This is a genomic window from Pseudomonas sp. QL9 (genome assembly GCF_041409665.1).
GTDB lineage: Bacteria > Pseudomonadota > Gammaproteobacteria > Pseudomonadales > Pseudomonadaceae > Pseudomonas > Pseudomonas knackmussii.
In genome coordinates this window covers 2,537,597-2,552,026 of record NZ_CP166971.1, presented here as the reverse complement: position 1 = coordinate 2,552,026, position 14,430 = coordinate 2,537,597, and the positions used below count along the sequence as shown (strand labels likewise).

The following is a 14,430-nucleotide window of genomic DNA, read 5'->3' as shown; positions in this document are numbered from 1 at the left end:
GCATGCGCTGGCTGGCGCTGCTCGGCGTATTGCTGTGCGGACTGGCGACGGCCGCCGAACCCATCCGCTATTGCGACTACCCGGTGTACCCGCCGGTGTCCTGGAGCGACGGCCCGGAAGTGCGCGGCCTCGCTCCTCGGACGGTCAAGGCAGTGCTCGGCGAGCTCGGCTACGACGTGCAGGTGGTGAATCTGGGTAACTGGAAGCGTTGCCTGCTCGACGCCGCCGCCGGGCGCGTCGACGTGGTGCTCGCCTACCGTACCGAACAGCGTGACCAGGGCCTGCTGTTCGCCAACACGCCGGTGCTGCGCGAGGAAGTCGCGCTCTTCTACAACCGCCGCAAGCCGGTGCGTTTCGAGCGCCTCGACGACCTCGCGCAGTACCGTGGCGGGCTGCTGTTCGGCGAGAGCTACGGCGCCGACTTCGACCGCTTCGTCGCCAGCCACGACACCATCGAATACGTCTCCGACAGCACGCAGAACTTCGGCAAGCTGATCCGCCGGCGCATCGACTTCATCCCCTACGAGCGGCGCACCGGGCGCCTGCTGGTCGAGCGCCTGCCGGGCGGTGCGGACATCGTCGATGCGCCCCGGCCGATCACCGTCGACTACCTGCGCCTGGCGGTCTCGCGGCATTCGGCGCTGGTGCCGCGCCTGCCCGAGATCGATAGCGCCCTGAAGCGTCTGGCGGCCGATGGCAGCCTCGCGCGCTGGCTCGACGAAAGCGAGCGCGACTACCGCGCCATGCTCGCCAAAGACACCGCGCAATGAAGGCCCTGCGCACTCCCGGCCCGCTGGCCCGGCGCCTGCTCCTGCGGGTCCTGGCCTTCAGCCTGTGCTTCACCCTGCTCGCCGGCGGCGTGCAGCTGTACCTCGAATACCGCCGCGAGATGCGCGACATCGACGCGCGCCTGGAGCTGATCCGCAGCGGCTACCTGGCCAGCTTCGAGCGCAGCCTGTGGGACCTCAACCAGGTCCAGCTGAACGTGCAGCTGCACGGCCTGGTGGACTTCCCGGACATCGCCTGGGCCAGTCTCGCCAGCCCGGACTTCAACCTGATCCAGGGCGACATCCAGGCACTCGGCCCGCTGCGCGTCGAGCATTTCCCGCTGAGCTACCAGCCGCCCGATGGCGAGCAGCGTGCCCTCGGGGAGCTGGTCGTGGCCATCGACCTGGGCGCCATCTACCGCCGCCTTTGGCATGGCGGGCTGAGCAACCTGCTGTGGATGGGCCTGTTCCTCTGCGGCCTGGCGGTGGCCCTGAGCTGGCAGTTCCACAGCCTGGTGACGCGTCACCTGGGGCGCATGGCCGAGTTCGCCGGGCGCATGGCCGGCGGCGACCTTCAACGCCCACTGCGGCTGGACAAGCGCATCCGCGCCGAAGACGACGAGATCGACACCGTGGCCCACGCGATGGACGACATGCGCCAGGCCCTGGGCGAAGAGCGCGCCGAGCTGCAGCGGCAGGTCGAGCGGCGCACCGACAGCCTGAGCCGCGCCAAGGACGAAGCCGAGGCGGCCAACCAGGCGAAGACGCGCTTCCTGGCAACCATGAGCCACGAGATCCGCACCCCGCTCAACGGCATCCTCGGCATGGCCGAACTGCTGCGCGACGCGCCCCTTGGCGAGCTGGAGCGCAAGCGCTTGCATGCCCTGTACAAGGCCGGCGAAGGGCTGCTCGCGGTGCTCAACGAAGTGCTCTATTTCGCCCGCCTGGAGGACGGCGCCAGCCTGCCCGAGCCGGTGGATTTCGAACTCGGCGAACTGCTCGACGAAGTCCTTACCCTGCTCGAACCGCGTGCTGCGGGCAACGCGACGCAGCTGTCGTTGCATCTCGATCCGGCCGTACGCCAGCGCTGCCGTGGCGCCGAGCAATTGCTGCGGCAGGTGCTGAGCAATCTGGTGGCCAACGCGGTGAAGTTCACCGAAGGCGGCGAGGTCCGCCTGGAAGTGAGCCTGCTGGCAGAGGAGGGCGAGGCGCAGCGCCTGCGCTTCGCCGTGGTCGATGACGGCATCGGCATTCCCGAGGCGGTGCAGGCGCGCATCTTCGAGCGCTTCACCCAGGCCAGCGAGGACGTGGCGCGGCGCTACGGCGGCAGCGGCCTGGGCCTGGCGATCAGCAAGCGGCTGGTAGAAGCCATGGGTGGCTGCATCGGCGTGCAAAGCCGGGAAGGCGAGGGCAGCACCTTCTGGTTCGAACTCGAATTGTTGCCGGCCAGTGCGCCCGCGCCGGTTGCCGTGCCGGTACCCAGGATCGAACGAGCCCTGCGCGTACTGCTGGTGGAAGACGTGCCGCTCAACCGCGAGGTGGCCGAGGGGCTGCTCAAGCGCGACGGCCATTCAGTGTGGCTCGCCGAGGACGCCGAACCGGCGCTGCACCTGTGCCGCGAGCAAGCGTTCGACCTGATCCTGCTGGACATGCATCTGCCGGGCATGGGCGGCGTCGAGCTGTGCCAGGCGATCCGCGTGCAGGCGGACGGGCGCAACCGCGAAGCGCCGATCCTCGCCTTCACCGCCAGCGTGCAACCCGCGCTGGTGCGCCGCTATTTCGACGCCGGCATGCAGGGCGTGCTGGCCAAGCCGCTGCGCGTAGACGACCTGCGCCGTGCGCTGACCGAGCTGCACGAGCCTGGTGCGGAGGCGCCGGCGGATGGCGTGCTCGACGAACAGGTGCTGGCGACTCACCGCGAACTGCTCGGCGAACATCGGGTGCGAGAGCTGTTCGGCATCCTTCGCGAGTCGCTGGCGCAGCAACTGCCGATGCTGCACGAGGCGCTGCGAGCCGAGGACAGCACCGAAGCCGCCAGTCTCGCCCACCGCCTGGCCGGCAGCTGCCAGTCCATGGGCCTGCGCGGCCTGGGCGATTGCCTGCACGCGCTGGAAGAAGCGGCCCTGGCCGGCGAACCGCTGCAAGGCTGGGCCGAACGCATCGACGCGCAACGCGCCGCCGCCGAGGCGCATTTGCAGCCGTAGGGCGCGGTTGCGACAAATTCCTTACAGCTTTTTACATCTTCGATCCCGCCGTACAACGCCGTCTTACATCGCCTTCCAATAATCGGGGGCATCCGTGCTCGAGCCACGGCCTCTGACAGATTGGAGATAACAATAATGATCCAACGTAGAGTTCCGCTTCGCCGCGCCCGCCGTTTCCCGGGGGTGCGCCATGTCTGAATCGAAAGACCGCATCCAGCTCACCCGCGCGCTCAAGAGCCGCCACATCTTCATGCTGTCCCTGGGCGGCGTGATCGGCACCGGCCTGTTCATGGGCGCTGGTGTCACCATCAACCAGGGCGGCCCGGCAGGCGCCGTGCTGGCTTATCTGGTCGCCGGCCTGCTGATGTACCTGGTGATGGTCTGCCTTGGCGAGCTGTCGGTGCAGATGCCGGTTTCCGGCTCCTTCCAGGCCCACGCCACGCGCTTCATCGGCCCGGCCACCGGGTTCATGATCGGCTGGGTGTACTGGATGAGCTGGGCCTCCACCGTCGGCCTGGAATTCACCGCCGCCGGCATGCTGATGACCCGCTGGTTCCCCGAGGTGCCGATCTGGATCTGGTCGGGCTTCTTCGTGGTCGTGCTGTTCTCCCTCAACGCCCTGGCCACCCGCGCCTTCGGCGAGGCCGAGTACTGGTTCTCCGGGATCAAGGTCGCTGCCATCCTCGGCTTCATCGTGGTCGGCCTGCTGGTGATCTTCGGCGGCATCCACCTGAAGAGCGGCGAGCCCGCGCCGCTGATGCACAACCTGATCGGCGACAGCCTGTTCCCCAACGGCCTGTCTGCGGTGTTCGCGGTGATGATGACGGTGGTCTACGCCTTCCAGGGCTGCGAGATCATGGGCGTCGCCGCCGGCGAGACCGACCAGCCGGAGAAGAGCATCCCGCGCGCCGTGCGCAACGTGGTGTTCCGCGTGCTGATCTTCTACGTCCTGGCGATCCTGGTGCTGGCGGCCATCGTGCCCTGGCAGAAGGCCGGGCTGATGGAGAGCCCCTTCGTCCAGGTGTTCGACATGGTCGGCATCCCCTACGCCGCCGACCTGATGAACTTCGTGATCCTCACCGCCATTCTCTCGGTGGGTAACTCCGGCCTATACGCCTCGACCCGCATCCTCTGGGCGATGTCGAAAACCGGTATGGCGCCCAAGGCGCTGTCGAAGCTCAATGCCCGTGGCGTACCGCTGTATGCCCTGCTGATCAGCCTGGCCTTCGCCCTGCTGTCGCTGCTGACCAGCGTGGTCGCCGCCGACACCCTGTTCATGGTGCTGATGGCGGTGAGCGGCATGGCCGGCACCGTGACCTGGATCGTCATCGCCTACGCGCAGTACCGCTTCCGCCGCGAGCACATGGCCAAGGGCGGCACCGTCGCCGACCTGAAGTACGCGGCGCCGCTGTTCCCGCTGATCCCGCTGGCCTGCATCGCGATCTGCTGCGCGCTCTTCGTGTTCCTCGCCCTGGACCCGACCCAGCGTCCGTCGCTGTACTGGGGCTTCGGCTTCATGGCGGCCTGCTACCTGGCGTACTACGTGCTCCAGCGCAAGCGCCCGCAGCTTGCGAGCGAGGCGGTGCCGAGCATCGGTTGAGCCTGCGTCCGCACCACAACGAGGCCCCCGCGTGGGACCTCGTTCGTTTCGCGGACAAGGTCCGCTCCTACGGTTGGTGGCAGCACGGGCGTAGGAGCGGATCTCATCCGCGAAGGCCCGCAGGGCCGTTTGTTCGAAGTTGTAACAGGCCCCGCCGTCTTCCCCCTTCTTTCCCTGTAGCCCCCGCACCACGCGGCCTTCGCGCCATCGGTCGGGGCGTTACAAGCCCCCCTTTCGGGTGCATTGCCGTCTTGCTGAACACTTGTTTAGTATTGTCGCCATCACCCGCCCTCATGCGACAACAACAACGAGGCCAGCATGACTCACGCATCCCTGCTCAGCCGGGTCCAGGACGGTATCGCCTGGATCACCCTGAACCGCCCGCAGCAGCGCAACGCGCTCGACGTCCCCACCCTCAAGGCTCTGCTCGCCCTGCTCGACGCCCATGAAGCCGACCCGGCCGTGCGCGTCCTGGTGCTGACCGGCAGCGGCCGTGGCTTCTGCGCCGGCGCCGACCTCGCCGAATGGGCCGAGGCCGAGGCCCGCGGCGAGCTGGAAAGCTACGGCTGGACTGAAACCGCCCACGCCCTGATGACCCGCCTGCACACCCTGGACAAGCCGACCATCGCCGCCGTCAACGGCACCGCCGTCGGCGCCGGCATGGACCTCTCGCTGTGCTGCGACTTCCGCATCGCCGCCGCCTCCGCGCGCTTCAAGGCCGGCTACACCGGCATGGCCTACAGCCCCGACGCCGGCGCCAGCTGGCACCTGCCGCGGCTGATCGGCAGCGAAGCCGCCAAGCGCCTGCTGTTCCTCGACGAACTGTGGAACGCCGAACGCGCCCTGGCCGCCGGCCTGGTCGGTGAAGTCATCGCCGACGAACAGCTGCTCGAAGCTGTGGGCGAATTCGCCGCGCGCCTGGCCGCCGGCCCAACCTTCGCCTTCGCCCAGACCAAGCGCCTGATCCGCGACGGCGCCAACCGCTCGCTGGCCCAGCAGCTGGAGGCCGAACAGGCCGCCGGCCTGCTCTGCGGCCGCAGCGAGGATGCCGCCGAAGCCCTGCGCGCCGTGGCCGAAAAACGTTCCCCCCAATTCAAAGGCCGCTGAGCGGCGAGGTGATTCCATGGACTTCAAACTGACCCAGGAACAGGAAATGCTCGTCGAGGCGGTCAAGGCCTTCGTCGAGAAGGAACTGCTGCCCCACGAGGAAGAAGTGGACCGCGCCGACGCCGTGTCCCCGGAGCTGGCCGCACAGATTCGCGGCAAGGCCATCGCCGCCGGTTTCTACGCCTTCAACATGCCCGAGGAAGTCGGTGGCGGCGGCCTGGACTACCTGTCCCAGGCGCTGGTCGAGCGCGAGCTTTCCAAAGTCTCCTGGGCGCTGCACGTGTTCGTCGCGCGGCCCTCGAAGATCCTCATGGCGTGCAAGGGCGAGCAGATCCAGGACTACCTGCTGCCGGTGGTGCAGGGCGAGAAGATCGACTGCTTCGCCCTCACCGAGCCGGGCGCCGGCTCCGACGCCAACTCGATCAAGACCCGCGCCGTGCGTGACGGCGACGACTTCGTGCTGAACGGCGCCAAGCACTTCATCAGCCACGCCGGCCACGCCGACTTCGCCATCGTCTTCGCGGTGACCGACAGCTACGAGCGCAACGGCAAGAAACGCAACGCCGTGACCGCCTTCCTGGTCGACAAGGGCACCCCGGGCATGACCGTGCGCCGTGGCCCGCGCTGCGTCAGCAACAAGGGCTACCACACCTACGAAATCTTCTTCGACGACTGCCGCGTGCCGGCTTCCAAGGTCCTCGGCGAAGTCGACAAGGGCTGGGAAGTAGCCAACGCCTGGCTCACCGCCGGCCGCGTGATGGTCGCCGCCAACTGCGTCGGCCAGGCCCAGCGCGCGTTGGACCTGGCGCTGCAGTGGTCGGCCGACCGCAAGCAGTTCGGCCAGGCCATCGGCAGCTACCAGGGCATCTCCTTCAAGCTCGCCGACATGGCCACGCAGATCCGCGCTGCCGAGCTGATGACCCTGCACACCGCGTGGAAGATGGACCAGGGCAGCATGACCGACGGCGAGGCCGGCATGGCCAAGCTGTTCGCCAGCGAAGTGCTGGGCAAGGTCGCCGACGAGACCGTGCAGATCTTCGGCGGCATGGGCCTGATGGACGAAGGCCCGGTCGAGCGCATCTGGCGTAACGCGCGCATCGAGCGCATCTGGGAAGGCACCTCGGAAATCCAGCGCCACATCATTTCCCGCGAACTGCTGCGCCCGCTGCTGCGTTGATCGGTGATCGCCATGAGCCAACGTGAAAACCTCAAGCGCCTGCTGGCCCCGAAGCACCTGGCCTTCATCGGCGGTCGCAGCATGGCGCGCGCGCTCAAGCGCTGCGCCGAAGGCGGCTTCGCCGGCCGGATGTGGCTGGTCAACCCGCAATACGACGAGCTCGAAGGCGTGCCCTGCGTACGCAGCATCGCCGAACTGCCCGAAGGCCCGGACGCGGTCTTCGTCGCCACCAACCGCGACCTGACCCTGCAGGCCGTCGCCGAACTGGCTGCCAAGGGCGCCGGCGGCGCCATCTGCTATGCCTCCGGCTTCGCCGAGACCGGCACCGAAGGCGAGGCCCTGCAAGCGCGCCTGCTGCAAGCCGCCGGCGACATGGCCCTGCTCGGCCCGAACTGCTACGGCCTGCTCGACTACCTGCACGGCTCGGCCCTGTGGCCGGTGGCCCACGGCGGGCACATCGTCGAGAAGGGCGTGGCGGTGCTGACCCAGAGCGGCAACTTCGCCTACAACCTGTCGATGAGCGACCGCTCGCTGCCGATAGCCTACATGGCGTCGGTCGGCAACCAGGCGCAGCTGGGCGTTTCCGAACTGATGGACGTTCTGCTCGACGAGCCGCGCGTCACCGCCATCGGCCTGCACCTGGAAGGGCTGAAGAACGTCCCCGGCTTCGCCCGCGCAGCTCACAAGGCGCTGCAGAAGGGCATCCCGATCATCGCCCTGAAGACCGGCGTGTCGCAGATCGGCGCGGAACTCGCGCTCAGCCACACCAGCTCGCTGGCCGGCTCCGACGCACTCTACGATGCGCTCTTCGATCGCCTCGGCGTGATCCGCGTCAGCGGCCCGGTGAGCTTCATCGAAACCCTCAAGGCTGCCGCCTGCGGCAACCTGCCGGCCGGCCCGAGCCTGGCCGCGCTGGCGTGCTCCGGCGGTGACGCCGGGCTGATCGCCGACTACGCCGAACGCAATGGCCTGAGCCTGCCCAAGCTGGTCGACGCGCAGCGCACCGAGCTGGCCCAGGTGCTGCCGGACTACGCCAACATCGCCAACCCGCTGGACTTCACCACCGCCATCTGGGGCGACGGTCCGGCGCTGGAAAGGATGCTCGACAGCGCTCTGCAAACCGAAGCCGACGCCGCGCTGCTGGTGCTCGACTACCCGGGCGAAGAGACCGGCGAGCGTCCGCAATGCGACCTGCTGCTGGAGCTGTACTGCGCGGCGCTGAAGCGCCACGACAAGGTCGGCTTCATCGCCTCGGCGCTGCCCGAACTGCTGCCAGCGCATGCCCGCGAACTGCTGCACGGCCATGGCGTCGCTGCGCTGCAAGGTGTGGAGGACGGCCTCGCCGCCTGGGGCCGCATCGCCCACTACCGTCAGCGCCGCGAGGTGCTGCTGGCGCGTGGTGAAGCAGCGCTCGTCCCGCTGTGCCCGCAAGCGCTTGAAGGCGAGGGCCGCCTGCTCGACGAGTGGCAATCCAAGCAACTGCTCAAGCCCTTCGGCCTGCCGCTGCCGGCCGCCGTGCTGAGTACGCCTGGCCAGGCCCGCGAGGCTGCCGCCGACCTCGGCTATCCGCTGGTGCTCAAGGCGGTCAGCGCCGACCTGCCGCACAAGACCGAAGCCGGTGGCGTGGCGCTCAACCTGCGCAACGAGGCGGCCCTGGAAGCAGCGTTGTTCGACATGCGCGAGAACCTGGCGAAGCACGCGCCCAATGTGGCCTTCGACCAGGTCCTGCTGGAGCGCATGGCGAGCCCGCCGCTGGCCGAGCTGATCGTCGGCATCAAGCGCGAGGTTGGCTTCGGCCTGGCCCTGGTGCTGGGCGCCGGCGGCATCCTCGTCGAGCTGCTCAAGGACAGCCGCAGCCTGCTGCTGCCAACCACCGACTCGGCCATCCGCGATGCCTTGCACAGCCTGCGCAGCGCGCCGCTGCTCACCGGTTTCCGCGGTCGTCCGGCGGTGGACATGGACAAGCTGGTCGACGCCATCCGCGCGGTGGCCGACTTCGCCTGCGAGCACGCCGACAGCCTGCTGGAACTGGATGTGAACCCATTGCTGGTCAATGCCGAAGGTGCCGTCGCGGTAGACGCGCTGGTCCGTACCGCCGAATGACCAACCCCTTGTAGGAGCGAGCTTGCTCGCGAACCCGACCCCGCTACGGGGCTGTTCGCGAGCAAGCTCGCTCCTACGAAAAAAACGATTCGAGGAGTGAACATGCAGAACAACAACACCCTCACCGGCGGCCAGGCCCTGGTCCGCCTGCTGGCCAACTACGGCGTCGACACCGTATTCGGCATCCCCGGCGTACACACCCTGGAGCTCTATCGCGGCCTGCCCGGCAGTGGCATCCGCCATGTGCTGACCCGCCACGAGCAGGGTGCCGGCTTCATGGCCGACGGCTACGCGCGCGTCAGCGGCAAGCCCGGCGTGGCCTTCATCATCACCGGCCCGGGCGTGACCAACGCCGCCACCGCCATCGGCCAGGCCTACGCCGACTCGGTGCCGATGCTGGTGATCTCCAGCGTCAACCACACCGCCAGCCTGGGCAAAGGCTGGGGCTGCCTGCACGAGACCCAGGACCAGCGCGCCATGACCGCGCCGATCACTGCGTTCTCGGCCGTCGCTCTGACTCCGGAAGACCTGCCCGAACTGATCGCCCGCGCCTACGCGGTGTTCGACAGCGAGCGCCCGCGCCCGGTGCACATCTCGGTACCGCTCGATGTACTCGCCGCACCCATCGCCCGCGACTGGACCAACGAAGTCGTGCGCCGCGCCGGCCGTGGCCTGCCGAGCGCCGATGCGCTGCGCCAGGCTGTGGATAAGCTCGCCGCCGCCAAGCGCCCGATGATCATCGCCGGCGGCGGCGCGTTGCATGCCGCCGACGCCCTGGCCGCGCTCAGCGAGCGCCTGGCCGCGCCGCTGTTCACCAGCGTCGCCGGCAAGGGCCTGCTGGCGCCGGAAGCACCGCTCGCCGCTGGTGCCACGCTGTGCGTGCAGGCTGGTTGGGACATGATCGCCGAGGCGGACGTAGTGCTGGCCATCGGCACCGAGATGGCCGACACCGACTACTGGCGCGAGCGCCTGCCGCTGACCGGCGAGGTGATCCGCGTCGACGTCGATTCGCGCAAGTTCAACGACTTCTACCCGAGTGCCGTGGCGCTGTTGGGCGACTCGAAAGCGACCGCCGAAGCGCTGCTCGCTGCGCTGCCGGCTGCTGCCCGTGATGCTTCCAGCGCCCGTGACCGCGTTGCCCAGCTACGCAAGCAAATCGACGGCAGCCATGCGCCGCTGCAGCTTATCCACAAGGCGATCCTCGAACGCATCGCCAAGACGCTGCCGGACAATGCCTTCATCGCCAGCGACATGACCCAGCTCGCCTACAGCGGCAACTACCTCTACCCGAGCAAGGCGCCGCGCGGCTGGCTGCACCCCACCGGCTACGGCACCCTCGGCTACGGCGTGCCCGCTGGCATCGGCGCCAAGTTCGGCGCGCCGGAGCGTCCGGGCCTGATCCTGGTGGGCGATGGCGGCTTCCTCTACACCGCGCAGGAACTGGCTACCGCCACCGAGGAACTGGACAGCCCGCTGGTGGTGTTGCTGTGGAACAACGATGCGCTCGGGCAGATCCGCGACGACATGATCAGCCTCGACATCGAGCCCATCGGCGTCCTGCCGCGCAACCCGGACTTCGCCCTGCTGGCTCGCGCCTACGGCTGCGAAGTGCGCCAGCCGCAGAGCCTGGACGAGCTGGAGCGCGAGCTGCGCGAAGGCTTCGCCCACCCGGGCGTGACCCTCATCGAACTGAAACACGCCTGCGCGAAGTAGGCCCCGTTGCACCCGCCGGGGCCCAGGCCCCGGCGCATTGAAGGACTTCCCCCATGCGCTTCTCGAACTTCACCCAACGCATCGCCGGCGACGGCGCTGCCGCCTGGGACATCCACTACCGCGCCCTGGCGCGCATGGAGCAGGGCGACGACATCCTGCTACTGTCGGTCGGCGATCCCGACTTCGACACCCCGGCGCCCATCGTGCAGTCGGCCATCGACAGCCTGCTCAGCGGCAACACCCACTACTCCGACGTGCGCGGCAAGCGCGGCCTGCGCGAAGCCATCGCCCGCCGCCACACCCAGCGCAGCGGCCAGGCCGTGGACGCGAACAACGTCGTGGTGCTGGCCGGTGCGCAGTGCGCCCTCTACGCCGTGGCGCAGTGCGTGCTGAACCCGGGCGACGAAGTGATAGTCGCCGAGCCCATGTACGTCACCTATGAAGCGGTGTTCGGTGCCTGCGGCGCCAAGGTCGTGCCGGTGTCGGTGCGCTCCGAGCACGGCTTCCGCGTGCAGGCCGAGGACGTGGCGAAACTCATCACCCCGCGCACCCGCGCCATCGCCATGAACAGCCCGCACAACCCCTCCGGCGCGAGCCTGCCGCGCGCCACCTGGGAGGCCTTGGCCGCGCTGTGCGTCGAACATGACCTGTGGATGATTTCCGACGAGGTCTACAGCGAGCTGATCTTCGACGGCGAACACATCAGCCCGGCCAGCCTGCCAGGCATGGCCGAGCGCACCGCGACCCTCAACAGCCTGTCCAAGTCCCACGCCATGACCGGTTGGCGGCTGGGCTGGGTGGTCGGTTCCGAAGCGCTCTGCGGGCACCTGGAAAACCTCGCCCTGTGCATGCTCTACGGCTTGCCGGACTTCATCCAGGATGCCGCCTGCACCGCCCTGGAAGCGCAGCTGCCGGAACTGGAAGCCATGCGCGAGGCCTACCGCCAGCGCCGCGACCTGGTCCTCGACTGCCTGCAGGACTGCGTCGGCCTGCGCGCCCTGCGTCCGGACGGCGGCATGTTCGTGATGGTCGACATCCGCCCCACCGGCCTCTCGGCGCAAGCGTTCGCCGACTTGCTGCTGGATCGCTTCGGCGTCTCGGTGCTGGCCGGCGAAGCCTTCGGCCCCAGCGCTGCCGGACACATCCGCCTGGGCCTGGTGCTCGGCGCCGCGCCGCTGCGCGAAGCCTGCCGCCGTATCGCCCTGTGCGCCGCCGAACTCTTGCAGGAGAAACGCTATGCATGACCGCCTGAAGCTCTACATCGACGGGGCCTGGGTGGCGCCCCAAGGGCAGGGCCTGGCCGAGGTGCAGAACCCGGCCACCGAGGAAGTCATCGGCCGCGTACCGCTGGGCGCCGAAGCCGACGTGAACCGCGCGGTGGACGCCGCGCGCCGCGCATTCCCGGCCTGGTCGACTACGCCGTCCCACGTGCGCGCCGGCTACATCCGCGCCCTGGCCGAACAGCTGAAAGCACGCGCCGACGAGATGGCCGCGCTGATCACCGCCGAACTGGGCATGCCGGTGCAGTGGTGCCGCATGGTGCAGGTCGACGGTCCGATCGAGGGCCTGGAAAGTTACGCGCCTCTGGCTGCTCACATGGACGAAGTGCGCGAGGTCGGCAACTCGCTGATCGTGAAGGAAGCGGTCGGCGTCTGCGCCTTCATCAACCCCTGGAACTACCCGCTGCACCAGCTGATCGGCAAGCTCGCGCCGGCCCTGGCCGCCGGCTGCACCGTGGTGGTGAAGCCGAGCCAGGACACTCCGCTGCACGCCTTCCTGCTGGCCGAGATGATCGACGCCATCGGCCTGCCGGCCGGGGTGTTCAACCTGGTCAGCGGCCCCGGCTCGAAGGTCGGCGAAGCGCTGTCGCGGCATCCCGATGTGGACATGGTGTCCTTCACCGGGTCGACCACTGCAGGCATTCGCGTGTCCGAGGCTGCGGCGCCGACGGTCAAGCGCGTGTGTCTGGAGCTGGGCGGCAAGTCGCCGTTCCTGATCACCGCTGATGCCGATCTCGCAGCCGCCGTGCGCCATGGTGTGCAGGACGTGATGATCAACTCCGGGCAGACCTGCACTGCGCTGACCCGCATGCTGCTGCCGGCCAGCCGTTACGCCGAAGCACTGGAAATCGCCCGCGCCGAAGCCGAGGCGTTGAAGCTCGGCGACCCGCTGGATGCGGACAGCTTCCTCGGCCCGATGTGCTCGGCCGGCCAGCGCCGCACCGTGCTGGACTACATCCGCATCGGCCAGGAAGAGGGTGCGCGCCTGATCTGCGGTGGCGCTGATCGCCCCTTCGGCCTGGAGCGCGGCCACTACGTGCAGCCGACGGTGTTCGCCGACGTGAACAACCAGATGCGCATCGCCCGCGAGGAAATCTTCGGCCCGGTGCTCTGCCTGATTCCCTACGCCGACGAAGCCGAAGCCCTGCAGATCGCCAACGACTCGCCGTTCGGCCTGTCCAGCGCGGTCTGGGCCGGCGACCGCGAAGACGGCCTGCGCCTCGCCCGGCAGATGCGCGCCGGCCAATGCTTCGTCAACGGTGGTGCCTTCAACTACCGCGCGCCCTTTGGCGGCTACAAGCAGTCCGGTAACGGCCGCGAATGGGGCGAGCAGGGCTTGCACGAGTTCGTCGAGCTCAAGGCCATCCAGCTCTGAAGTACGGGGAGGGCAGGGCCCTCCCCTCAGCATCCAAGGATTCCCATGAACGTACTCATCGTCCACGCCCACAACGAACCCCAGTCCTTCAGCACCGCGCTGTACCAACTGGCCGAGGAAACCCTGCGCGGCCAGGGCCACGAGGTGAAGACCTCGGACCTCTACGCGATGAACTGGAACCCGGTGGCCAGCGCCGCCGACTTCGGCAACCGCACCAACCCGGACTACCTGGTGTACGCCCTGGAACAGCGCGAAGGCGCCAAGGCCAAGACCATCGCTGCCGATATCCAGGGCGAGCTGGACAAGCTGCTCTGGGCGGACCTGGTGATCTTCAACTTCCCGATCTACTGGTTCTCCGCGCCGGCCATCCTCAAGGGCTGGTTCGACCGCGTGCTGGTCTCGGGCATCTGCTACGGCGGCAAGCGCTTCTACGACCAGGGCGGCCTGGCCGGCAAGAAAGCGCTGGTGACCGTGACCCTCGGCGGGCGCGACCACATGTTCGGCGAAGACGCGATCCACGGCCCGCTGGAAGACATGCTGCGGCCGATCCTGCGCGGCACCCTGGCCTACACCGGCATGAGCGTGCTGCCGCCCTTCGTCGCCTGGCACGTGCCCTACATCAGCACCGAAGCGCGCCAGGACTTCCTGCGCCAGTACCAGGAGCGCCTGCAGCGCCTGGAGCAGGACCAGCCGCTGGAATTCGTGCGCCTGGATCAGTTCGACGAGCGCCTGTATCCGCTGCCGCGTTGAGCCGAAACGGCGGATAACCGCTTCGCGGTTATTCGCCCTACGTTTCCGCCTGGATTCCCCCTGTAGGAGCGGCCCATGGCCGCGATTCGCGCGCATGGCGCGCTCCTACAGGGGTATTTCAGTGTCCGTGAACGGATAAGCGCGCCCACGAAAAAGGGCGCACATCATCGAGACATGCGCCCTGGAGGAAAGGGTCAGTCGCTGCAGCCAGGTATGCGCGGGGGGAGAGTTGGCAAGCGGCGGGTGTGCCGGGTGCCAGACGATGGGAGTTGTACAGCCCACCGTTGCTGCAGCGACTTGGTTGCCACTATACGTGGCAACGGTTGTAGGAAAATGTCCCTATACTGCGATTCA

10 protein-coding genes are annotated in these 14,430 nt (G+C 68.3%); all 10 read left to right on the top strand.

The annotated features are described in order from the left end of the window. The first annotated feature begins 2 nt into the window (after window positions 1-2). The 10 genes from ACA097_RS12070 to ACA097_RS12025 all read left to right on the top strand — a co-directional run bounded on the left by ACA097_RS12070 (window position 3) and on the right by ACA097_RS12025 (window position 14,076). Window positions 3-770: a substrate-binding periplasmic protein gene (locus ACA097_RS12070; RefSeq protein ID WP_371370247.1), complete on the top strand. Its 768-nt coding sequence runs from the start codon at window positions 3-5 to the stop codon at window positions 768-770. Further along, complete coding sequence (locus ACA097_RS12065) at window positions 767-2,971, top strand: ATP-binding protein (protein ID WP_371370246.1); 2,205 nt, start codon at window positions 767-769, stop codon at window positions 2,969-2,971. Before ACA097_RS12070 ends, ACA097_RS12065 begins: the two co-directional genes overlap by 4 nt. A gap of 190 nt (window positions 2,972-3,161) precedes the next feature. Further along, a complete protein-coding gene (locus ACA097_RS12060; protein ID WP_371370245.1) occupies window positions 3,162-4,571 on the top strand; it encodes an amino acid permease in 1,410 nt (469 codons plus the stop codon). A gap of 318 nt (window positions 4,572-4,889) precedes the next feature. Next, window positions 4,890-5,678 (top strand): enoyl-CoA hydratase/isomerase family protein, encoded by a 789-nt coding sequence (locus ACA097_RS12055; protein ID WP_371370244.1) that lies wholly within the window; start codon window positions 4,890-4,892, stop codon window positions 5,676-5,678. A gap of 16 nt (window positions 5,679-5,694) precedes the next feature. After that, on the top strand, window positions 5,695-6,855 hold the full coding sequence (locus ACA097_RS12050; RefSeq protein ID WP_043248142.1) for an acyl-CoA dehydrogenase family protein: 1,161 nt from the start codon (window positions 5,695-5,697) through the stop codon (window positions 6,853-6,855). Window positions 6,856-6,867: 12 nt separating this feature from the next. Beyond that, window positions 6,868-8,958, top strand: coding sequence for an acetate--CoA ligase family protein (locus ACA097_RS12045; RefSeq protein WP_371370243.1), 2,091 nt, complete (start codon window positions 6,868-6,870; stop codon window positions 8,956-8,958). A gap of 102 nt (window positions 8,959-9,060) precedes the next feature. Continuing rightward, window positions 9,061-10,671 carry a 5-guanidino-2-oxopentanoate decarboxylase gene (locus ACA097_RS12040; RefSeq protein WP_371370242.1) on the top strand — a complete coding sequence of 537 codons (1,611 nt, stop codon included), beginning with the start codon at window positions 9,061-9,063 and terminating at the stop codon, window positions 10,669-10,671. 53 nt (window positions 10,672-10,724) lie between these two features. Next, window positions 10,725-11,915 carry a pyridoxal phosphate-dependent aminotransferase gene (locus ACA097_RS12035; RefSeq protein WP_160285459.1) on the top strand — a complete coding sequence of 397 codons (1,191 nt, stop codon included), beginning with the start codon at window positions 10,725-10,727 and terminating at the stop codon, window positions 11,913-11,915. Further along, complete coding sequence (locus ACA097_RS12030) at window positions 11,908-13,326, top strand: aldehyde dehydrogenase family protein (protein ID WP_043248150.1); 1,419 nt, start codon at window positions 11,908-11,910, stop codon at window positions 13,324-13,326. Before ACA097_RS12035 ends, ACA097_RS12030 begins: the two co-directional genes overlap by 8 nt. A 45-nt stretch (window positions 13,327-13,371) precedes the next feature. Further along, a complete protein-coding gene (locus tag ACA097_RS12025; protein WP_043248151.1) occupies window positions 13,372-14,076 on the top strand; it encodes an NAD(P)H-dependent oxidoreductase in 705 nt (234 codons plus the stop codon). Window positions 14,077-14,430 lie beyond the last annotated feature (354 nt).